The sequence below is a fragment of the Enterococcus sp. AZ104 genome (genome assembly GCF_050546705.1).
GTDB classification, from domain to species: domain Bacteria; phylum Bacillota; class Bacilli; order Lactobacillales; family Enterococcaceae; genus Enterococcus; species Enterococcus faecalis.
Genome location: NZ_CP172952.1, coordinates 1,534,691 through 1,558,451, shown reverse-complemented (window position 1 = coordinate 1,558,451; position 23,761 = coordinate 1,534,691). Strand labels below are relative to the sequence as shown.

General features: G+C 37.1%; 18 protein-coding genes. 17 read left to right on the top strand and 1 reads right to left on the bottom strand.

The window, feature by feature from the left end:
* The first annotated feature begins 69 nt into the window (after window positions 1–69).
* Both gelE and sprE read left to right on the top strand, forming a co-directional pair.
* Window positions 70–1,602: a M4 family metallopeptidase coccolysin gene (gelE, locus tag IGJ37_RS07550; RefSeq protein WP_080113403.1), complete on the top strand. Its 1,533-nt coding sequence runs from the start codon at window positions 70–72 to the stop codon at window positions 1,600–1,602.
* A gap of 48 nt (window positions 1,603–1,650) precedes the next feature.
* Window positions 1,651–2,505: a serine proteinase SprE gene (gene sprE / locus IGJ37_RS07545; RefSeq protein WP_002361980.1), complete on the top strand. Its 855-nt coding sequence runs from the start codon at window positions 1,651–1,653 to the stop codon at window positions 2,503–2,505.
* A gap of 147 nt (window positions 2,506–2,652) precedes the next feature.
* On the opposite strand, the gene IGJ37_RS07540 is transcribed toward sprE, so the two are convergent.
* Window positions 2,653–3,483: an MBL fold metallo-hydrolase gene (locus IGJ37_RS07540; protein WP_002371935.1), complete on the bottom strand. Its 831-nt coding sequence runs from the start codon at window positions 3,481–3,483 to the stop codon at window positions 2,653–2,655.
* Between the two features lie 391 nt (window positions 3,484–3,874).
* Between IGJ37_RS07540 and IGJ37_RS07535 the strand changes: the two genes are divergently transcribed.
* The 15 genes from IGJ37_RS07535 (at window position 3,875) to IGJ37_RS07465 (ending at window position 23,698) form a co-directional block, all read left to right on the top strand.
* The gene (locus tag IGJ37_RS07535) at window positions 3,875–4,729 is read left to right on the top strand and encodes a LysR family transcriptional regulator (RefSeq protein WP_002357233.1); all 855 of its coding nucleotides are present in this window, start codon (window positions 3,875–3,877) and stop codon (window positions 4,727–4,729) included.
* 381 nt (window positions 4,730–5,110) lie between these two features.
* On the top strand, window positions 5,111–6,499 hold the full coding sequence (locus tag IGJ37_RS07530) for an MFS transporter (RefSeq protein ID WP_010712556.1): 1,389 nt from the start codon (window positions 5,111–5,113) through the stop codon (window positions 6,497–6,499).
* Window positions 6,500–6,540: 41 nt separating this feature from the next.
* Window positions 6,541–8,601 (top strand): LTA synthase family protein, encoded by a 2,061-nt coding sequence (locus IGJ37_RS07525; protein ID WP_002361977.1) that lies wholly within the window; start codon window positions 6,541–6,543, stop codon window positions 8,599–8,601.
* Window positions 8,602–9,101: 500 nt separating this feature from the next.
* The gene (locus tag IGJ37_RS07520) at window positions 9,102–9,947 is read left to right on the top strand and encodes a glycosyltransferase family 8 protein (protein WP_325814844.1); all 846 of its coding nucleotides are present in this window, start codon (window positions 9,102–9,104) and stop codon (window positions 9,945–9,947) included.
* Window positions 9,937–10,839 carry a glycosyltransferase family 8 protein gene (locus IGJ37_RS07515; protein ID WP_002382420.1) on the top strand — a complete coding sequence of 301 codons (903 nt, stop codon included), beginning with the start codon at window positions 9,937–9,939 and terminating at the stop codon, window positions 10,837–10,839. The genes IGJ37_RS07520 and IGJ37_RS07515 overlap by 11 nt, the downstream gene beginning before the upstream one ends.
* A gap of 385 nt (window positions 10,840–11,224) precedes the next feature.
* Window positions 11,225–11,956, top strand: coding sequence for a GntR family transcriptional regulator (locus IGJ37_RS07510; protein ID WP_002360115.1), 732 nt, complete (start codon window positions 11,225–11,227; stop codon window positions 11,954–11,956).
* Between the two features lie 11 nt (window positions 11,957–11,967).
* Window positions 11,968–13,140, top strand: a complete 1,173-nt coding sequence (gene agaS, locus IGJ37_RS07505) for an SIS domain-containing protein (protein WP_002357242.1) — start codon at window positions 11,968–11,970, stop codon at window positions 13,138–13,140.
* Window positions 13,141–13,162: 22 nt separating this feature from the next.
* Window positions 13,163–14,158: a tagatose-bisphosphate aldolase gene (lacD, locus tag IGJ37_RS07500; RefSeq protein ID WP_002357245.1), complete on the top strand. Its 996-nt coding sequence runs from the start codon at window positions 13,163–13,165 to the stop codon at window positions 14,156–14,158.
* 15 nt (window positions 14,159–14,173) lie between these two features.
* Window positions 14,174–15,115: a hexose kinase gene (locus tag IGJ37_RS07495; protein ID WP_002381804.1), complete on the top strand. Its 942-nt coding sequence runs from the start codon at window positions 14,174–14,176 to the stop codon at window positions 15,113–15,115.
* 32 nt (window positions 15,116–15,147) lie between these two features.
* On the top strand, window positions 15,148–16,962 hold the full coding sequence (locus tag IGJ37_RS07490; protein WP_325814843.1) for a glycoside hydrolase family 35 protein: 1,815 nt from the start codon (window positions 15,148–15,150) through the stop codon (window positions 16,960–16,962).
* A complete protein-coding gene (locus IGJ37_RS07485; protein ID WP_002361968.1) occupies window positions 16,959–17,438 on the top strand; it encodes a PTS system mannose/fructose/N-acetylgalactosamine-transporter subunit IIB in 480 nt (159 codons plus the stop codon). The genes IGJ37_RS07490 and IGJ37_RS07485 overlap by 4 nt, the downstream gene beginning before the upstream one ends.
* Window positions 17,439–17,451: 13 nt before the next feature.
* Window positions 17,452–18,351 (top strand): PTS mannose/fructose/sorbose/N-acetylgalactosamine transporter subunit IIC, encoded by a 900-nt coding sequence (locus IGJ37_RS07480; RefSeq protein WP_002357253.1) that lies wholly within the window; start codon window positions 17,452–17,454, stop codon window positions 18,349–18,351.
* The gene (locus IGJ37_RS07475; protein WP_002357254.1) at window positions 18,338–19,147 is read left to right on the top strand and encodes a PTS system mannose/fructose/sorbose family transporter subunit IID; all 810 of its coding nucleotides are present in this window, start codon (window positions 18,338–18,340) and stop codon (window positions 19,145–19,147) included. Before IGJ37_RS07480 ends, IGJ37_RS07475 begins: the two co-directional genes overlap by 14 nt.
* A 19-nt stretch (window positions 19,148–19,166) precedes the next feature.
* Window positions 19,167–19,574: a PTS sugar transporter subunit IIA gene (locus IGJ37_RS07470; RefSeq protein ID WP_002361967.1), complete on the top strand. Its 408-nt coding sequence runs from the start codon at window positions 19,167–19,169 to the stop codon at window positions 19,572–19,574.
* A 149-nt stretch (window positions 19,575–19,723) separates the two neighbouring features.
* Complete coding sequence (locus IGJ37_RS07465; protein WP_325814842.1) at window positions 19,724–23,698, top strand: endo-alpha-N-acetylgalactosaminidase family protein; 3,975 nt, start codon at window positions 19,724–19,726, stop codon at window positions 23,696–23,698.
* Window positions 23,699–23,761 lie beyond the last annotated feature (63 nt).

Genomic DNA, 23,761 nt, shown 5'->3' with positions numbered 1-23,761 from the left:
TTAGGGAGGATAAAGCAATACTTTTGTTGGGAAAAGAAATAAAAGGAAACTGGGGAAGGAGTTAATTGTTTGATGAAGGGAAATAAAATTTTATACATTTTAGGTACAGGCATCTTTGTTGGAAGTTCATGTCTATTTTCTTCACTTTTTGTAGCAGCAGAAGAACAAGTTTATTCAGAAAGTGAAGTTTCAACAGTTTTATCGAAGTTGGAAAAGGAGGCAATTTCTGAGGCAGCTGCTGAACAATATACGGTTGTAGATCGAAAAGAAGATGCGTGGGGGATGAAGCATCTTAAGTTAGAAAAGCAAACGGAAGGCGTTACTGTTGATTCAGATAATGTGATTATTCATTTAGATAAAAATGGTGCAGTAACAAGTGTTACAGGAAATCCAGTTGATCAAGTAGTGAAAATTCAATCGGTTGATGCAATCGGTGAAGAAGGAGTTAAAAAAATTATTGCTTCTGATAATCCGGAAACTAAAGATCTTGTCTTTTTAGCTATTGACAAACGTGTAAATAATGAAGGGCAATTATTTTATAAAGTCAGAGTAACTTCTTCACCAACTGGTGACCCCATATCATTGGTTTATAAAGTAAATGCTACAGATGGAACAATTATGGAAAAACAAGATTTAACGGAACATGTCGGTAGTGAAGTAACGTTAAAAAACTCTTTTCAAGTAACGTTTAATGTACCAGTTGAAAAAAGCAATACGGGAATTGCTTTACACGGAACGGATAACACAGGGGTTTACCATGCAGTAGTTGATGGCAAAAATAATTATTCTATTATTCAAGCACCATCACTAGCAGCATTAAATCAGAATGCTGTTGACGCCTATACGCATGGAAAATTTGTAAAAACATATTATGAAGATCATTTCCAACGACACAGTATTGATGATCGAGGGATGCCCATCTTGTCAGTTGTTGATGAACAACATCCAGATGCTTATGACAATGCTTTTTGGGATGGAAAAGCAATGCGTTATGGTGAAACAAGTACACCAACAGGAAAAACGTATGCTTCCTCTTTAGATGTAGTTGGTCATGAAATGACACATGGTGTGACGGAACATACTGCCGGTTTAGAATATTTAGGACAATCAGGTGCCTTGAATGAATCTTATTCTGATTTGATGGGTTATATTATTTCGGGTGCATCTAATCCAGAAATTGGTGCGGATACTCAGAGTGTTGACCGAAAAACAGGTATTCGAAATTTACAAACGCCAAGTAAACACGGACAACCAGAAACCATGGCTCAATACGACGATCGAGCACGGTATAAAGGAACGCCTTATTATGATCAAGGCGGTGTTCATTATAATAGTGGAATTATTAATCGGATTGGTTACACCATTATCCAGAACTTAGGCATTGAAAAAGCACAGACTATTTTCTACAGCTCGTTAGTAAATTACTTAACACCTAAAGCACAATTCAGTGATGCTCGTGATGCGATGCTTGCTGCTGCAAAAGTTCAATATGGCGATGAAGCAGCTTCAGTGGTGTCAGCAGCCTTTAACTCTGCTGGAATCGGAGCTAAAGAGGATATTCAAGTAAACCAACCAAGTGAATCTGTTCTGGTCAATGAATGAAAAAAATTCCCCAATTAAATAAAAATGGATAAGGAGTGGCATAATCTTATGAAAAAGTTCTCCATACGAAAAATTAGTGCTGGTTTTTTGTTTCTGATTTTAGTAACTTTGATCGCCGGTTTTAGCTTGTCTGCAAATGCAGAAGAGTATATCGTTCCTGCCGAAAGTCATTCACGACAAAAAAGATCGTTACTGGACCCTGAAGACAGAAGACAAGAAGTGGCAGATACAACCGAAGCGCCTTTTGCGTCAATCGGAAGAATCATTTCCCCTGCCAGTAAACCAGGATATATTTCTTTAGGAACAGGCTTTGTTGTTGGAACTAATACAATTGTCACCAATAATCATGTGGCTGAAAGTTTTAAGAATGCCAAAGTATTAAATCCGAATGCCAAAGATGATGCTTGGTTTTATCCAGGTCGAGATGGCAGTGCGACACCATTTGGCAAATTCAAAGTGATTGATGTAGCTTTTTCCCCGAATGCGGATATTGCGGTAGTGACTGTCGGCAAACAAAACGATCGTCCAGATGGCCCAGAGTTGGGAGAAATTTTAACGCCATTTGTTTTGAAAAAGTTTGAATCTTCAGATACCCATGTCACAATATCAGGCTATCCAGGTGAGAAAAACCACACGCAATGGTCTCATGAAAATGATTTGTTTACATCTAACTTTACAGACTTAGAAAATCCATTACTATTTTATGATATCGATACAACAGGTGGTCAATCTGGTTCACCAATCTATAATGCTCGGTTTGAAGTAGTTGGTGTTCATTCCAATGGTGGCATTAAGCAAACAGGAAATCATGGTCAAAGACTAAATGAAGTGAATTATAACTTTATTGTCAATCGAGTGAATGAAGAAGAAAATAAACGTTTATCCGCTGTGCCAGCAGCGTAAAGAACCATAAAAATACTCGGAATTTCCAGAATCACGGGAAATTTCGAGTATTTTTGTTTTTTAAGATAGTGTAAGTTACGATATAAGTACCTTGTAATTATCGGTTAAAAGCATATAATAGTGCTGAAAAGAAGGCAAATAATCCGATTAAGTTAGTATTTCTAAACCATCATAACTCGTAATGATTTCATGCTTTTGAGATAAAGCCGCCATCTCCGCATAAGACAAGCCGCCATTGTGAGAAAAATGGTTGGCAACGTAAATCGTTTTATCTGTGACGAGTTTTCTTTCTTTTAATTCTGCAATTAATTTTAAATTTTCTTCCCAATTCATATGACTATTGCCAGTTTCGTTTGTTTGACTAGTACAATCTAAAGAAACAATACTAAGAAGTAAGTGGCTCTTTTCAAGATATTCAAACATTTCTGACGTAAAGTAACCTGTATCATGGGTGGATAAAAAAGCATCTTTACCATCGTCTATAACGAAAATAAAACAATCTTCACTGAAATTTCCATGTTGTGCAGGAAGGGGATAAATCGTATAGTTCGCAATAGTAAAACATTTGTAGGGCTGAATAACCTGATAATGTAATCGGGTATCGTCTTGACGACCTTCTAAATCAAAGGCGCGCTGATAAAACGTCTTAACTGCTTCATTTCCGTAAACAGTTAAACGATTGGGAATATCTAATGCATAACCAGACATTCGATAAGCCAAATCCTCGCCGTAAAAATGATCGGAATGCCAATGAGAGATTAGTAAAGAGTTAAAGTCTGCAAAACACAAGTCATACTGCAACAAGTGTAAATAAGAATCCCCTGGAAAATCAATCAGCAGGATATCATCAATAATTAATTGAGTTTGTGTACGAATTTCTCGTCCTTTTTTCTCTCGAGCGTATTTACATAATTTACAATTACAAAAAATTCCTGGAATCCGTTCTGCTGCACCCGTACCTAAATAGTTGATTTTCATTGGGAGTACCTAACCTTTCTTTGACATTCTTCATACTTAGTAGATAACGCTGAACCTTAAAGTAAATGGGCATGGAAACTGAAACATTTGTTGTGTCCATCTTACCTTTTTTAGAGAAGAATTGAAATGGAATTTCTTAAGTAAATTTGCGTAAAATAGAAAAAGCTAGACGCCTTTTTTGATAAGCCGAATTTACTGCGAATGCTCGTACTATTTCCGAAAAAAAGTTTTACCAAAGGCACTTTCATATCCATCTGCTATTAGTTATAGAAAAATAACAAGATGGACATAGCTTATTAGAGCAAAAATAACTACGCTATTGATAAAGAGTGAGGCGTGTTTTGAACAGGTTGCGTGGGCAAATGAATTTGAATAAAAGGGATGACAAAAGATGACTATTGAAAAATTAGAATATTTTTATACCATTGCAAAATATAATAGTATTTCCAAAGCAGCCTCTGAACTCCATGTTAGTAAATCAACCTTAAGTGCGTCATTAAAAGATTTGGAAAGTGAATTGGGCCATTTACTTTTTGACCGTAACGGGAATTCTTTGACGTTAAATTCCTATGGTGATAAAATCGTCCAATCTGTATATATCATTTTAAACGAGGCTAAGAAAATGAAACTTAATTTGCATGAAATGATTGAGAATCCAGTGATGCGTTTAGGTTTTGGAAATACGTCCTTGATGTATAAAGTGACAGAAAATGAGGACCAACTGAATCGTTTTTGGGAATGTTACCATGGTTCATCGTTTGAGTTATTGAATAAATTGGAGAATCATGAGTTGGATTTTGTGATTACTTCTGCAGATGTGAATAGTCCAGTTTTAAAGAAAGAACAATTAATTGAACTAAAAATGTATCTTTGTGTTTCAAGAGAAATTAAACAAGAAATTGAGGAAGAAGGCTTCACCTGTTTGACCAACTATCCATTTCTATTTTTGCCTCATCACTTAGATCATTTAGAAGCTACCAAGAGTGTGCTAGAAATGTTGCAATTAACAAGTCCACTTGTTTGTTGCTATGATACGTTGATGCTTACTCGTCTCATTGAAAAAAGTAAAGGAGTTTATGCGGTAATCTCTCTTCGGAAAGAACAACTGCAAGAAATTGATTCTAAACTCTTCTTTTTACCGATTGAACGAAAACAAAAATTTTATTTATACCGAAATGTTTCCAGTTCGGTTTTTGTCCAACCTGGTCAAATCAAGGCAACTTTACAAAAGTTGCTAGAGACTTAGCCATTAAAATTACTTTGGAATAGTTACCAAAAATAGCTTTATTCGCTTAGATTTACTTTTGCTGCGGATAAGGCTATTTTTGTTGTTCATTGTTTAAAAGAGATGCTCAATTATGGGACTGTTCGATATTTCTGAACGGAATGTTCAATTATTTAATAACTTAAGAATCGATAAATCGTATCTATTACGGTTCAATTTAAAAGGGTTCTGGTGTATAGTTTGGCTATCTAAAGATTTACTTTTTTAAGTATAAAATAACTAAATGGCAAGGAATATAAAGAACTGTTGATACGTGAGTACTTGCGATAACTGTGTCGTTAGAAGTTTAAGTGTCATTGTTGCTTTTCCTGTTTTATGTAGTTGCTAGAAAGGACTGTTTTTATGATCGATAGAAAAAAAGTTATTTTGTATACTTGTTGCATGAGTTTGTTTGTAGTGACCATGGATGTTACGGTTGTCAATGTGGCGTTACCATCCATTCAAAGTGATTTTCACACGAATCTGTCTACATTACAGTGGGTAACAGATGGCTACACTTTAATGGTAGCATCCTTATTATTGTTGTCTGGGTCTACAGCAGATCGAATTGGCCGTAAACGAGTCCTTCAATTGGGCTTAGCCTGTTTTGGTTTAGCGTCTTTCCTATGTGGGATTTCGCAAACCCCAGGGCAATTGATCGCGTTTCGCATGTTGCAAGGGATTGGTGGTTCTATGTTAAATCCAGTAGCAATGTCTATTATTACACAGGTATTTACCGAAAAGTTAGAAAGAGCGAAAGCAATTGGCTTGTGGGGCTCTGTTACAGGGATTTCCTTAGGCATGGGCCCGATTATTGGTGGACTGATTGTTTCTTATTTTAGCTGGCGGTATGTCTTTTTTGTAAATGTACCGATCATTGCTGCGGCAATTATCCTTACACAAAAGTTTGTACCTGAGTCAAAAGTAGAGAAAACGGCGAAAAATGATTTTGTTGGTCAAGCATTGATGATTCTTTTTCTATTTAGTTCTATCTATTCCATTATCGGACTACCTAGAAAAGGGCTTTTCGCGCCAGATATTTTAAGTACTGGGATAATCGGCTGCTTAGCCATTGTTATTTTCTTTATTTATGAATATAACATTGACAATCCGTTAATCAACCCGCGTTTCTTTTTATCTATTCCATTTACATCGGCTTCTTTTTTAGCTATTTTTGGCTTTATCATATATAACGGCTATTTATTTTTAAACACGCTATATTTGCAAGAAATGAGAGGCTTCAGCCCGTTGGAAGCTGGCTTATCAACCATTCCTTTGGCTTTTGTTAGTTTTCTTGTTGCACCGAGAGCCGGCGAAATGGTAGGGAGAATAGGAACGAAACGTCCTATTATGCTTTGTGGTATTTCAATGTTGGCTGTTAGCTTTTTACAATTATTTGTAACTAAAACAACGCCTATGATTATTTTATTTGTTATTTATATCTTTTTAGGCATTGGGTTTGGGATGTTAAATTCACCGATTACCATTACAGCGATTGAAGGAATGCCACTTTCTCAGTCAGGAACGGCAGCAGCCATTGCGGTGACATGTAAGCAAATTGGCAATTCTTTAGGGGTGGCGCTACCAAGTCTTTTAATTACAAAGCCTATTACTAGTTCGCTTACTCGAACACCTTTTACAAACGTATGGCTTTTATTTGGATGTTGCGCCATTGCGATTATCTTTTTAAGTTATTTATCCAATTCTCCGCTAGCGAAAAAGTCATTGCGCAGAGTTAGGTTTTATTTTTAACAAATCAAGATTTTTTTGAAGGGAAAGGAAGACAAACTTAGATGAAAAAAATAAATAACCGATTAGGACTCTTTTTATTTTTTGTTTTACTCTTTTGGGCAAAAACGATTCTGGCGTATTACCTAGATTTCTCATTGGGCGTTAAGGGCAGTCTCCAGCGAGAAATTTTATGGTTCAATCCAGTTGCTACTACGCTGTTATTATTTGGCTTTAGTTTGTATTTTAAAAAGCATAAAACATTTATGCTTAGCTTAACTCTTTTAAATGTTTTAAATACATTAATTTTATATTTGAATATTATTTTTTATCGTGAATTCACTGACTTTATTACCATCCAATCTGTTTTTGGCTTTTCAAAAGTTTCAGAAGGGATTTCTGGTGATTTACTTGCTTTAATGAGAGTCCACGATGTCTTTTATTGGCTAGATACTTTAGTGCTGCTCGTTTTGGTATTTTACTCTTTTAAACAGCGACGGAATCATCAAGTCTTTGTGACCAAACCTATCAACAGAAGATTGGCGATCTCAATTAGTTGTTTAAGTGTCTTGCTCTTTTCGGTTAACTTATTTTTAAGCGAAACCGATCGTCCTCAATTGCTTCAAAGAATTTTTGATCGTAATTATATTGTAAAATATCTTGGCTTGGATGCATTCACAGCCATCGATGGTGTCAAAACAGCCATGTCAAATGAGGTAAGAGCAGAAGCTAGTTCAAACGAATTACCTGAAATCATGAAATTTACCAAGCAAAACAATTTACCGCTTAATCCGCAGTATGCCGGGATTGCCAAAGGAAAAAATGTATTTGTGATTCATTTAGAAAGTTTTCAACAATTTTTGATTAATATGAAAGTCCAAGGCCAAGAGGTTACACCGTTTTTAAATCAGCTCTATCAAAACAAAGCGACAATCAGTTTTGATAATTTCTTTCATGAAGTAGGGCAAGGAAAAACGAGTGATGCGGAGAATATGTTGGAAACAGGAACATTCGGGCTCCCGCAAGGCTCTCTTTTTACACAATTAGGATCAGACAATACTTTCGAAGCGGCTCCCGCAGTTTTAGGACAAAAAGGCTATACAACCGCTGTTTTCCATGGAAATGTGGGGAGTTTTTGGAATCGAGACCATGTGTATAAAAACTTAGGATATCAATACTTTTTTGATCGGTCATATTTTTCAAAAGATGACAAAATGCTAGGTTACGGTATTTTAGATAAACAATTGTTGCGTGAATCAGCTAGTGAGCTTGAACATTTACAGCAGCCATTCTATGCGAAGTTTTTAACTGTGACCAATCATACCCCTTATTATACGGATGACCAAAACTTCCCGTTTCCTAAATTGAACACAGGCAATTCGATTGTGGATGATTATGTTCGAACAGCGCACTATTTGGATCAATCGCTAGAACAATTTTTCCATTACTTGCAAACAACAAGTTTATACAATCATTCTATTTTTGTTATTTATGGTGACCACTTCGGTATTTCAGATGCGAACAACAAGGACTTATGTAAAGCCTTCAACCGCGATCCAAAAACGTGGACAAACTATGACAATGCGCAATTGCAAAGAGTACCTTTGATGTTTTACATGCCAGGCTATACGCAAGGGAAAATCATGCACGAATATGGTGGGGAAATTGACGTTTTACCGACACTGTACCATCTTTTAGGTGTCGATGATAAAAATTATATCCATTTTGGCACGGACCTTTTATCTCCTCAATATAAACAAGTGGTTCCTTTTAGAAATGGCGATTTTGTAACGCCTCAATTTTCGTATCTAGGTGGGGAAATCTACAATAATCAAGGGAAAAAATTAGACCAAGTTCCAGCAGATTTAAAAGCAGAAGTCACGAAAGATAACGATTGGGTGAAAAAATCGTTAAGTTTATCTGACAAATTAAATCAGGAAAACCTTTTACGTTTTTATAAACCACAAGGATTCCAAGAAGTGCAACCAAAGGACTACAACTATGATGTGGCTTTTGAAAAAAACAAAGTCTTAGAAGTAGAAAAACAAAAAAATGCACAATCAACTAGCTTGTTTAGTCAAAATGGCAATCAAACGACAGTCCAAAATTATCCGACTACGCCATAGATCATTTAAGAAGGATAACTTTTGGAAGGGAAAGAGAATCATATATGAAGTGAAAGAGGTCAGAACAGAGCCGTTTATTTTCGAAGCAATTGGTTCTGTTCCCGCCATTTATCAGGTTTTGAGCCTGGAACAAAAATCCAAAGTGATTTTTGTCCCAGGCTCTTTCGCTCTTTTATTGAGTAAGAAGTCAGTTTAGAATTTATATTAAGTTTCGCTGTACATTTTAAAATTACCATCAACAGAAAATACAACAGGCGGATTTCTAGATAAAAAAATTAGTAAAACAAGTACTAAATAAATAGTATTTTTGAGGATAAAGTAAGAGAAATGTTGTTTTTTTAATAGTTGTTAACGGAAAACAAAATTATTTTATAGCCATAAAATATATTTTTATTATAATTATATTATAAAACAATGAGCATATGATTTGCAGATAAGTTTTTCAGGGCCTATTCTGAATAGGAACTTAGCTATAAAAATAAAAGAGGAGAGTGGTTTTGATGAGAAAAACTCAGAAGATTGTGCCAATTGTGACAGCTTCAGACGAAAATTATGCTCCTTATTTGAATGTAATGATGATAACTGTTTTAGAAAATTGTCATGCGGAGAGACCTGTTCATTTTTATGTGATTGATGATGGGCTGTCGCTATCTAGCAAAAAAGCACTCCTAGAAACGGTTAGTAGTAACTCACAAAATGCAACTGTTGAATTTCTAACAGCAGACAAAGAAGTCTATCAAAATTTTTTAGTGAGTGATCATATTACAACGACCGCATACTTACGCATTTCTTTACCGTCACTTTTACAAAAATATAGCTATAAAAAGGTTCTTTATTTAGATGCAGATACGCTTGTTTTAGATGATATTGTCCAGTTGTATGATACGCCATTAGTGAACCAAACGATTGGCGCGGTTATTGATCCTGGTCAAGCATATGCTTTGAAACGTTTGGGCATCCGTTCCTCCGATTATTATTTTAATTCAGGAGTCATGATTATTGATATTGACCGATGGAACGAGAAAGCAATCACGCAAAAAACAATTCAGTATCTAGAAGAAAATGGGGACCGCATAATCTATCATGATCAAGATGCTTTAAACGCTGTTCTTTATGAAGATTGGCTAGCTCTAGAACCAAGATGGAATATGCAGACGTCTTTAGTTTTTAATCGTCATGAAGCGCCTAATGAGGCTTACCAAAAATTATATGCAGCGGGAAATCAAGAGCCAGTGATTATTCATTTTACTGGACACGATAAACCCTGGAATACGTTAGAAAATCATCCTTATACAGCTCTTTATCTAAACAAATTAAAGAAAGTAGGTGCAAGAAATGGAAAATAGAAAAGAATTAGCGATTGTCTCCTGTTGCAATACCAACTTTGTACCGCATCTTGCTGCTATGTTTGTTTCAATTTTAGAAAATAGTCCTTCAGCGGCAGCTGTTCATTTTTATGTAATTGATGACAATATCAATTTTGAAAGCAAGCAACTACTGTATTTTACGATTAAACATACCCAAATCAATGCAGAGTTAACATTTTTAAAAATCAACCCCCATTTTTTCAAAAATGTTGTAACCAGTGAACGAATTCCCAAAACAGCTTACTACAGGATTGCTATTCCAGAGCTGTTTAGAGGAAGCCAGATCGAACGGCTGTTGTATATGGATTGTGACATGATTGCCTTAGATGATGTCGCAAAATTATGGACAGTTGATTTAGGTGAAAATATCATCGCCGCTGTGGAAGATGCAGGGTTCCATCAACGTTTGGAAAAAATGGCGATTCCTGCAGAATCTATGTGTTATTTTAACTCAGGCTTGTTGCTAATCGATGTTAAAAAATGGTTGAATTTAGATGTAACCACTAAAGTCTTAAGATTTATTGAAGAAAATCCAGATAAATTACGTTTCCATGATCAAGATGCATTGAATGCGGTTTTACACGACCGTTGGACCCTGTTGCATCCTAAGTGGAACGCCCAAGGTTATATTCTGTCAAAAGCGAAAAAACATCCAACTATTTATGGAGAAAAACAATATGAAGAAACGAGAAGAGCACCATCCATTATCCACTTTACTGGCCATGTCAAACCTTGGACGAAAGAATTTCAGTGGTATACCAAGCGTTATTATGATCAATATGCGAATAGGACGGCCTTTCGTTGTGTCAACACATTTAATCAATATTTATCTTATACGAAAATTAGTAGAAGGATTGAATATGCTCAATAATGAATATTGTCATGGATTTCGTAAAATTAGTTACTTGTTAGTTGTTGCCAGAACCAAACAATAGAAACGAAGAAGTCGGGATCGAACTGTTTTTCAGATTTTGAGTATGAGACAAAAATCTAAAGTGATTTTTGTCTCATACTCTTTTTTGTCTATTTAAAATAAAGCCAGCAACTGGTATCATATTTAAGGATGGTTTTTTATAAAAAAATGATTTCTTGAGGAAAAAAATATTACAATAAAGAAAAATAAAAAAATGTAAACGTTATCATTTCAAGGTTATAGCGGTATGAAGATATTTATTAATACTTTTTATTGACAAAATAAAAAAAACCACCGTACTATTGGTTTGTGGTTATAACCAGTTAGGGTAAAGGAGAAAGTTATGGAAAATGCCTTTAAAAACAAAGCTTTGTATCATCAACTTGTTGATTTGCTGCAGGAACGAATCGAAACATGCATGATTCCTCATGACAAGTTGCCCTCTGAACGTGAATTGACTGCACAATATGGAGTGAGTCGGACGACGGTCCGGTTAGCGCTACAAGAACTAGAAAATAGAGGTTCCATCTATCGTCGTCATGGCAAAGGAACATTTGTTTCAGATATAAAAAAAGAGGCCGCTGATTTAGCTGGCGCATATAGTTTTACAGAACAAATGAAAGGACTGGGTCGAAAACCACATACCCGTATATTATCCTTCGAAAAATTGGAAGCGGATAAATTTATTTGTCAGCATTTGAATCTTTCGTTAGGAGAGGCAGTTTTTAAATTAAGTCGGTTGCGGATTGCTGATAACGAGCCATTAATGGTTGAAGACACATACTTGCCTGTGAAATTTTTCTTATCACTCACGGATCAATTACTACGTAGCAAACCATTATATGATCTATTTTCGGAAGATTTTAAGCAAACCGTTCGTTTAGCTGATGAAGAATTATACGCTAGCATTGCGTCAAAAGAAGATGCCAAATTATTGATGATTCCAGAAGGAGCGCCAGTCCTTCATTTAGCACGCCAGACATATAACATGAAAAATGAAATTATTGAATTTACGTTGAGTGTGGCGCGAGCAGACCAATTTCATTATCAGATACGCCATATTCGGAATAGTTAGGAGAGTTAAGTATGTTTACAGCAGAAAAAGAAGAACTAGAACAACTAGGAGCGGAAATCACGACACGTGAAATTCGTCAGCAACCTGAGCTTTGGCAAGAAACCGTGACACTTTATCATGAAAATCAAACAGCTTTGGAAAACTTTTTAAAAGAAGTCCAGGCCAAAGCGCAAGGAAAACGCACAAGAGTAATTTTTACAGGAGCAGGGACTTCGCAATATGTCGGTGATACGGTTGTACCTTATCTCCGAGCACACGGTGACACACAAGCCTTTTCATTCGAAAGTATTGGGACAACGGATATTGTGGCCAAACCAGAAGATTATCTGATTAAAGACGAACCAACATTGTTAGTTTCGTTTGCAAGAAGTGGAAATAGTCCTGAAAGTTTAGCGGCAGTTGAAGTAGCTAATCAAGTGGTTGAAACAATTCATCATTTAGCGATTACTTGTGCTGAAGAAGGACAACTGGCACAAATAAGCCAAAAAGAAGAAAACAGCTTTTTATTCTTAATGCCAACACGCTCCAATGATGGTGGTTTTGCGATGACTGGTAGCTTTTCTTGCATGACCTTGGGTACATTACTACTCTTTGATCAAACAGCCTTTGAGCAAAAACAAGATTATGTAACCGCTCTAATTAAATTAGGTGAAGAAGTGCTATCCCGTGAAGAAGAATTAAATGAAATTGTTAACCTTGATTTTGAACGCATTGTTTATGTTGGTTCTGGAAGTTTAGCTGGTTTGACAAGAGAAGCGCAATTGAAAATTTTAGAACTAACAGCCGGCAAAGTTGCCACAATTTTTGACTCTTCTATGGGCTTCCGTCATGGACCAAAATCATTTATTAATGAAAAAACAATAATGTTTGGTTTTGTTAATAATACACCATACACAAGAGATTATGACTTGGATATCTTAGAAGAAGTTCACGGTGACGAAATTGCGGCGGGTGTTTTTGCGATTGCTCAACCTGGCAAACGTAATTTCTCAGGTTCAACTATTGAATATTCCGCAGAAACTGCTCTATTACCTGATGGCTATTTAGCATTAGCAGATATCATGGTAGCCCAAACAGTCGCACTTTTAACATCTATTAAAGTTGGAAATAAACCGGATACCCCTTCACCGACAGGTACAGTAAATCGTGTGGTTAAAGGCGTAACGATTTATGACTATAAATAATACAACATTTGGAGGAGGAACTATGCTTACGTTAACAGCTGGAAAAAAAGCGGCAATGGATCGTTTGTCAACCCAAGAAGGAATCATTAGCGCATTAGCCATTGATCAACGAGGTGCCTTGAAAAAAATGATCAAAGCGCTAGATGTAGAGCCAACTGATGCACAAATTGAAACGTTTAAAGAATTAGTCTCGAAAGAATTGACACCTTATGCGTCTGCCATTTTATTGGATCCAGAATATGGATTGCCTGCTGCAAAAGCACGCGATACCGAGGCTGGATTGTTACTCGCTTATGAAAAAACGGGCTATGATGCAACAACTCCGGGACGATTGCCTGATTTACTAGCAGATTGGTCTGTTTTACGCTTGAAAGAAGAAGGCGCAGATGCGATTAAATTTTTACTATACTATGATGTGGATGAGGATCCAGAAATCAATCATCAAAAACATGTATTCATTGAACGCTTAGGAAGTGAATGTGCAGAAGAAGACCTACCATTTTACTTAGAATTAGTTTCTTATGATGCACAAATAGCAGATGCGACTTCTTTAGAATATGCAAAAGTTAAACCGCATAAAGTGAATGAAATGATGAAAGAATTTTCTAAACCCCAATATAAAGTAGATGTATTGAAAGTGGAAGTTCCAGTTAATATGAATTTTGTAGAAGGTTTTGCGCCGGCTGAAACAGCGTATACAAAAGAGGAAGCGGCGAATTATTTCTTAGAACAAAGTCAAGCCACTGATTTACCATTTATCTTTTTAAGTGCCGGTGTCTCAACAGAGCTATTCCAAGAAACACTACGTTTCGCTAAAGAAGCTGGTTCAACATTTAATGGTGTTTTATGTGGCCGTGCTACGTGGAAAAATGGCGTGAAACCTTTCGTTGAAGCAGGAGAAACTGCGGCTTGTGATTGGTTAAAAACAGAAGGCCGAGAAAACATTGAAAGTTTAAATGAAGTCATCGCAGCAACCGCCAGCTCTTGGCATGCGAAAGTTCAAGTAAACGAAGGGTAATTGGGAGGCATAGCTGTGATAGTAACAGTAACAATGAATCCGTCAATTGACATCTCCTACCTATTAGATCATCTAAAGCTTGATACCGTTAATCGGACCAGTCAGGTGACCAAAACCCCTGGTGGCAAAGGACTAAATGTCACTCGCGTTATTCATGATTTAGGTGGAGATGTTATCGCTACCGGCGTTCTTGGTGGTTTTCATGGGGCGTTTATTGCAAATGAGTTAAAGAAAGCAAACATCCCCCAAGCATTTACGTCAATCAAAGAAGAAACACGTGATTCGATTGCGATTTTGCACGAGGGGAATCAAACTGAAATTTTAGAAGCTGGACCAACTGTTTCCCCAGAAGAAATCAGTAACTTCCTTGAAAATTTCGATCAATTAATTAAGCAAGCAGAAATTGTCACAATTTCTGGCAGTTTAGCGAAAGGATTACCATCAGATTTTTATCAAGAATTAGTTCAAAAAGCTCAAGCACAAGAGGTTAAAGTGCTACTAGATACTTCTGGTGATAGTTTAAGGCAAGTTCTTCAAGGACCATGGAAACCGTATTTAATTAAACCTAATTTAGAGGAACTAGAAGGATTGCTAGAGCAAGATTTTTCAGAAAATCCATTAGCAGCTGTACAAACAGCTTTAACAAAACCAATGTTTGCTGGAATTGAATGGATTGTCGTATCTTTAGGAAAAGATGGTGCAATTGTCAAACATCAAGATCAATTCTATCGTGTAAAAATTCCAACGATTCAAGCTAAAAATCCTGTTGGTTCAGGAGATGCAACCATTGCTGGTCTTGCATATGGACTAGCCAAGGATGCCCCAGCGGCCGAACTGCTAAAATGGGGCATGGCGGCTGGAATGGCTAATGCCCAAGAAAGAACGACTGGGCATGTAGACGTAGAGAACGTGAAGAAACATCTTATGAACATCCAAGTAGTCGAAATTGCTAAATAAAGAGCTTTCTTTATTTAGCAATTATCCAGTAATTGAAAGCGTTTACTAGAAAGGGTGGCAATGTGGAAAGATTTGAAATTAAAGAGGAGTTTCTTTTAAATGGTCAACCATTTAAAATTTTATCAGGCGCCATTCATTATTTTCGTGTAGATCCCTCAGATTGGCATCATTCACTTTATAACTTGAAAGCTTTAGGCTTCAATACAGTTGAGACATATGTACCATGGAATTTACATGAACCGCAAAAAGGAACATTTCATTTTGAGGGAATATTAGATTTGGAGCGCTTTTTAAAATTAGCACAAGAACTTGGACTATATGCGATTGTGCGGCCGTCTCCTTATATTTGTGCAGAATGGGAGTTTGGCGGTTTTCCAGCCTGGCTATTAAATGAACCAGGACGGATGCGTTCGAATAATCCAACCTATCTGAAGCATGTTGCGGAATATTATGATGTTTTAATGGAAAAAATTGTTCCGCATCAACTTGCTAACGGTGGCAATATTTTAATGATTCAAATCGAAAACGAATATGGTTCATTTGGCGAAGAAAAAGCGTATTTACGGGCGATTCGCGATTTGATGATTGCACGTGGCGTGACAGCACCATTTTTTACTTCTGACGGGCCATGGCGCGCAACATTGCGGTCAGGCAGCATGATTGAAGATGATATTTTAGTAACTGGGAATTTTGGCTCAAAAGCCAAAGAAAATTTCGGTATGATGCAAGCCTTTTTTGAAGAACATGGTAAAAAATGGCCGCTAATGTGTATGGAATTTTGGGATGGCTGGTTTAATCGTTGGAAAGAGCCAATTATTAAACGAGATCCGCAAGAATTGGCTGAATCAGTTAGAGAAGCATTAGCATTAGGCAGTATCAACTTATATATGTTTCATGGCGGCACCAATTTTGGGTTTATGAATGGCTGCTCCGCACGAGGAACCATTGATTTACCACAAATCACTTCCTATGATTATGATGCGCCACTTGATGAACAAGGGAACCCAACCGAAAAGTATTTTGCGTTACAAAAAATGCTTCACGAAGAGTACCCTGCGTTACCACAAGCTGAACCATTAGTAAAAGATTCTTTTGCGCAAACAGCAATTCCTTTAACAAACAAAGTGAGTTTGTTTGCGACTTTAGAAACGATTAGTCAGCCAGTGGTCAGCGTTTATCCGCAAACCATGGAACAATTAGGACAAAATACCGGCTATCTTCTTTACCGAACAAGCATTGAAAAAGATGCTGCAGAAGAAAAGCTAAGAGTGATTGACGGTCGTGATCGTCTGCAATTATTTGTCAATCAGGTACATCAAGCAACGCAATATCAAACGGAAATTGGCGAAGATATTTACGTTACACTGCCGCAAGAGAATAATCAAATCGATGTTTTAATGGAAAATATGGGTCGTGTCAATTACGGGCATAAACTATTTGCAGATACTCAGAAAAAAGGGATTCGAACGGGTGTCATGGCAGATTTACATTTTATGACGCAATGGCAACAATATTGTTTACCTATGACAAGCTGTGAACAGGTAGACTATTCAAGAGAATGGCAGCCTGATCAACCAAGCTTTTACCAGTATCATGTGGAGTTAGCAGAAGTGAAAGATACATTTATTGATGTTTCTAAATTTGGCAAAGGAATTGTTTTTGTTAACCAAACCAATCTTGGTCGTTTCTGGAATGTTGGTCCCACGCTTTCCTTATATATTCCCAAAGGATTATTAAAAGAAGGGCAAAATGAGATCGTCATTTTTGAAACGGAAGGAACGTACCAACCAGAAATTCAGTTAGTAAAAGAACCACTATATAAAGAAATGAAAGAGGGATTACAATGAGTATTATTGGCGTAAGAATTGATGGACGTTTGATTCATGGACAAGTGGCAAATTTATGGGCGACAAAATTGAATATTTCCAGAATTATGGTCGTTGATGATGAGGTTGCAGGGAATGCCATTGAAAAAAGTGGCTTGAAATTAGCAACACCAGCTGGCGTGAAACTAAGCGTGTTACCAGTTGAAAAAGCTGCTCAAAATATTTTAGCAGGAAAATACGACTCACAACGTTTACTAATTGTGGTACGGAAACCAGATCGTTTATTAAAACTAGTAGAACTTGGGGTGCCGATTAAAGAAATCAATGTTGGGAACATGTCACAAACAAACGAAACACGGTCGATTACTAAGTCAATCAATGTGGTCGATCAAGATATTGAGGTTTTTAAAGAGTTAAATGCTAAAGGTGTCCATCTGATTGCTCAAATGGTGCCAAGTGACAAAGCGGAAGACTTTATGAGTTTGATAACAAAATAGGAGGGAACAAAAAATGAATATCTTATGGTGGCAGATCTTATTATTAACATTATACGCAGGATACCAAATTTTAGATGAATTACAAATTTATTCTTCATTAAGTGCGCCAGTGTTTGCAGGTCTTTTTGCAGGATTAGTGATGGGGGATATTAAAGCAGGACTTATTATTGGTGGAAGTATGCAATTAACTGTATTAGGAGTTGGGACTTTCGGGGGTGCCTCCAAAATTGATGCTAACTCAGGTACGATTCTTGCCACAGCATTTTCTGTGTCTTTAGGAATGAACCCTGAACAAGCAATCGCTGCTATTGCAGTACCAGTTGCTAGTTTAATGATTCAATTAGACATTTTGGCTCGTTTTGCGAATACCTACTTTGCACATCGGATTGATAAAATGGTCGAAGATATGAACTACAAAGGAATTGAACGTAACTTCTTAATGGGTGCCTTACCTTGGTCTCTTTCTCGAATGATTCCAGTCTTCTTAGCACTTGCTTTTGGTGGTGGTTTAGTACAAAAAGTTGTATCTGTCCTAAATGGCGATTTGAAATGGTTAGGTGATGGCTTGTCTGTTGCTGGGGCGGTCTTACCAGCGGTCGGTTTTGCAATTTTACTACGTTACTTACCAGTGAAAAAACATTTCCCTTATTTAATTCTTGGTTTCACTGTAACTGCTTTACTAGGAACAATCTTTACAAACATGCAACTTTTAGGAACATCTGTTGCGAGCGTTGTGAAAGACTTCAGTGGTGTATTTAACGCACTACCAATGTTAGCAGTCGCTTTAATTGGTTTCGCTTTAGCCGCAATTAGCTACAAAAATGGCCAAATGATTCCGAGTGGGCCAGCAGCCAAAAAAGAACATGCAGCGAATGATTCAGACGAAGGAGAGATTGAAGATGACGAAATCTAATTATAAATTGACGAAAGAAGATTTTAAACAAATTAATCGCAGAAGCTTGTTTACTTTCCAATTAGGTTGGAACTACGAAAGAATGCAAGGATCAGGTTACTTGTATACGATTTTGCCACAATTGCGTAAAATTTATGGGGATGATACGCCTGAATTAAAAGAAGTGATGAAAACACACACGCAATTTTTCAATACTTCAAACTTCTTTAATACGATTATTACAGGGATCGATTTGGCCATTGAAGAAAAAGAAGGCATTGCTGGAAAACAAACAGTTTCAGGTTTGAAAACTGGTTTAATGGGACCGTTTGCAGCAATTGGGGATTCAATTTTCGCAGCTTTAATTCCAACTATTTTTGGGGCGCTAGCTGCTAACATGGCGATTAATGGTAACCCAACTGGTATCTTTATCTGGATTGTTGCTCAAATTGCCGTGATGGTCTTCCGTTGGAAACAATTGGAATTTGCGTATCGCGAAGGAATTTCTTTGGTAACAACTATGCAACACCGCTTAACTGCCTTAACAGATGCTGCAACTTTACTAGGGGTCTTCATGGTTGGCGCTTTAGTGGCAACAATGGTTAATGTCAAACTATCATGGGCACCAAGTATTGGGGATGTAACACTTAACATGCAAAATAACTTGGATATGATTTTACCACGTCTACTTCCTGCAGGAATTGTCGGTGGCGTTTATTGGATGCTAGGTAAAAAGAATATGACGTCTACTAAAGCCATTTTTATCGTATTAATTGTCTGTGTCGCATTGTCTGCGTTAGGTGTTATTTCAAAATAAGTAAGACAGGAGAAAATCGATGAGTGAACATTTAGTTTTAGTAAGTCATGGCCGTTTTTGCGAGGAATTGAAAAAAAGTGCGGAGATGATTATGGGACCGCAAGAAACAATTTCCACTGTTGCTTTATTACCAGAAGAAGGTGAAGCTGACTTTTTAGAAAAATTTGAAGCGATTACGGAATCGTTAGAAGATTTTGTTGTCTTTGCTGATCTATTAGGGGGAACACCTTGTAATATTTTATCCAAAAAAATTATGCAAGGTGCTTCGTTTGACTTATATACTGGGATGAATTTACCGATGGTTATCAGCTATGTAAATGCAAGTTTATTAGCAATTGAAGGTGACTATGTTAAAGAATCAGCAGAAAGTATTGTGAAAGTCAACGAATTGCTGCTAAATGTTGCAGTAGATGATGAGGATGAATAATTCTGACTTGTTGTCGTAAGTAATCAAAGTTTTTAAGAGAATGATTTAGAGATGGACGTTCCAAAAATAAAAGAATTTATTTTTGGAACGCCCCTTTAATTGTTAATAATGAAAGCGTGTTCAAAAATGTTAGGGGGCTGATTTATCAGATGAAACATGGAAAAATAAAACGATTTAGTACATTGACACTATTGGCAAGCGCAACGATTTTAGTACCATTAAGTACGTCTGCAGAAGAAACAACAAACAGCAGCACTGAAACAAGCTCATCAATGGTGGAACCTACCGCAACAGAAGAAAAATTGTGGCAATCTGATTTTCCAGGAGGGAAAATTGGTGAGTGGCAAGATGTGATTGGTAAAACAAATCGAGAATTAGCAGGAGAGTCATTGGCGATTTCACGAGATGCAGCAGCAGGTAATAATGCCGTATCTTTAAATTTAGATTCCCCTAAATTAGCTGATGGTGAAGTAGAAACAAGGTTTAAATACACTGCTGGAAGCGGTCGGACGGGTGTGATTATTCGTGGTAATACCAAAGATAGCTGGGTTTTTGTAGGCTATAACGCGAATGGCAAATGGTTAGTTGAAAGCCCTAATTCGTGGAATGATTCGATTTCTGGGCCAACGTTAAATGAAGATACGAATTATTTGTTGAAAGTACGTTATGTTGGTGAAAAAATTACTATCTGGCTTAACACCACGTTGATTTACGAAGGAGAACCTGTTTTGGCCAACGGAGACAAAATTCCAACAGAAGCCGGACATGTGGGTGTCCGTTTGTGGTACGACAAAAAAATTGTCAATTATGACTATTTTAAAAATGGCCCCGTAGATAGCATTCCGGAAATTGTGCCAGAAGTGACCCAAATTGCGCCAGTCAAAGTTTTTACAAAAATTGGTGTCGCACCAAAATTACCGAAACAAGTAAAAGTGACCTATAATACTGGTAAAGAAGCCAATGAAGCAGTCCGTTGGAATGAAATCGATCCTGATGCATATAAAGAACCAGGAACTTTTGAAGTCGACGGTACTTTGGAAAATACAAACATCAAAGCAAAAGCCAGCATTGTTGTTGCTAAAGACAATGAAGCTGAAAAAGGCGACAAAATCTCTTCCGCAGATTTAACAGCCGTGGTTGATCCACAATTTCCACGAATTATTCGCTACGAAGACCCTCAGAGTAATCAAGTGATTTTTAATGGCCAACACGAGAAAATTGACCAAGTAATGATTGATGGCAAAGCATATAAAGCAACTGCTGAAAAACAAAAGAGTGAAGCAAATCAAGCCGTTTATAACGTAGCTGTCCCAGAAATTGGCCTGCGTTTCACAACGACATTGACTGTTTCCGAAGGCCAAGAATTAGCTATGAAACTCTCAGATATTCGTGAAGAAGGAACCAAAATACACACAATTTCAATTCCAAATCAAGGCTTGATTTCTGTCAATAGTACAGATGAAGGGGCGACTTTTGCTGGCGTTGTGATGAATACTGGGACAAATGCAAATAACGGAAATAAAAATGGTGATACTATCCAAGATTTAACTACAACAAGCCAAGAAGAAACGAAAAAATATATGTATGGTTTCTTAAATACAGCGAATTATGCTGCAAGTTTTTGGACGAACGCCTATGGAGACGGCTCTGTCGATGGTAGTGACAACAATCGAATCCATAAACAAACAAAAGAAGCGGCGACTGGTTTTGTAACAACCTTGTCAAGTGGGGCATGGACCTATCGACCATTTGATGCACCGGAAGATTACACAACTGGAGAAACGCCAGAAGTGAAAGTTAAATTCTCAAAAGATAGCAACGACGACAATCGGGTGGATTGGCAAGATGCGGCAATTGGGTTCCGTTCAATTATGAATAACCCAATGGGTGCGGAAAAAGTCCCTGAATTAGTCAACCAACGGATTCCTTTTAACTTTGCTAGTCAGGCGACGAACCCATTCTTAGTGACGTTAGACGAATCAAAACGCATTTACAATTTAACAGATGGATTAGGACAAATGAATTTACTAAAAGGGTATCAAAATGAAGGACATGATTCTGCGCATCCAGATTACGGTGCTATTGGTCAGCGACCTGGCGGGGAACAAGCGTTGAATCAATTAATTGATGAAGGTCATAAATTAAATGCCGTTTTCGGTGTGCATATTAATGACACCGAGTCTTACCCAGAAGCAAAAGGATTTAATGAGGAATTAGTTGATCCAACGAAGCGTGGCTGGGATTGGTTAGATCCGTCTTATTTTATTAAACAAAGACCCGATACATTGAGTGGTCGTCGCTATGAGCGCTTTAAAGAATTAAAACAAAAAGCACCGAATCTAGATTATATTTATGTTGATGTTTGGGGCAATCAAGGCGAATCAGGTTGGGCAAGTCGTCAACTAAGTAAAGAAATTAATTCACTCGGTTGGTTTACAACCAATGAATTTCCGAATGCTTTAGAGTATGACTCGGTTTGGAACCATTGGTCTGCAGAAAAAGATTACGGCGGTACAACAACGAAAGGCTTTAACAGTACAATCGTTCGTTTTATTCGGAATCATCAAAAAGACACTTGGATTATTTCCGACAATCCTTTGTTAGGTGGAGCTGAATTTGAAGCCTATGAAGGTTGGGTGGGTAAAACCAATTTTAATACCTATCGCCAAAAAACTTTTGCCATTAATGTCCCAACTAAGTTCTTACAGCATTACCAAATTACAAACTGGGAAACTACAACAGCAGCAGATGGTCAAATCTATGGTACGATTAAATTAGCGAACGGTGCTGAAAAAGTGACCGTTACTCAAGCAGATGCTAATTCGCCAAGAAGCATTACGTTAAATGAGACAGAAGTTCTAAAAGGTGATGCGTATCTACTGCCTTGGAATGTCAATGGTCAAGACAAACTATATCACTGGAATCCAAAAGGCGGTACCAGCACTTGGTCATTGGATAAGAAAATGCAAGGAAAAACGAATTTACATTTATATGAATTAACAGATCAAGGGCGTATTGACAAAGGCGCAATTGCCACTACAAATAACCAAGTGACCATCCAAGCCGAGGCTAATACACCGTATGTCATTGCTGAACCTGACAGTATTGAACCGATGACATTTGGAACAGGAACACCATTTAAAGATCCTGGATTTAATGAAGCCAATACCTTAAAAAATAACTGGAAAGTTTTCCGAGGTGATGGTGAAGTTAAAAAAGATGCCAACGGTGATTATGTCTTTAGTTCAGAAAAAGAAAGAACCGAAATCAAACAAGACATCAATCTTCCTAAACCAGGAAAATATAGTTTGTATCTAAACACAGAAACACATGATCGCAAAGCCACAGTAACTGTTAAAATTGGTGGTAAGAAATATACGCGGACAGTGAATAATTCGGTTGCCCAAAACTACATTCAGGCAGATATTAACCATACAAGCAGGAAAAATCCGCAGTATATGCAAAATATGCGAATTGATTTTGAAATCCCAGATAATGCCCAAAAAGGCTCGGTGACGTTAGCGGTTGATAAAGGCAATTCCGTTACAAAATTTGATGATTTACGAATTGTTGAGCGTCAAACGGATATCATGAACCCAGACAAACAAACAGTTATTAAGCAAGATTTTGAAGACACACAAGCAGTTGGGTTATATCCGTTTGTTAAAGGCTCAGCTGGTGGTGTAGAAGATCCACGGATTCATTTATCAGAAAGAAATGAACCTTACACACAATATGGTTGGAATGGAAACCTTGTTTCAGATGTATTAGAAGGCAACTGGTCCTTGAAAGCCCATAAACAAGGAGCAGGTTTGATGCTTCAAACAATTCCGCAAAATATTAAATTTGAACCGAACAAGAAATATACGGTCCAATTTGATTATCAAACTGATGGTGAAAATGTCTTTACTGCTGGGACCATTAATGGAGAGTTGAAAAATAACAATGACTTTAAGCCAGTCGGTGAGTTGACTTCGACAGCAGCAGATGGTCAAACCAAGCATTATGAAGCAGAAATAATTGGGGATGCTTCAGGAAACACTACGTTTGGTATTTTTACAACAGGTGCCGATAAAGATTTCATTATGGATAACTTTACGGTCACAGTGGAATCGAAAAAATAAATTTAGTCTATCTAAGCAACTTGGGCTACAAGTTAAACGTACTTGTAGCCCAAGTTGCTTCTT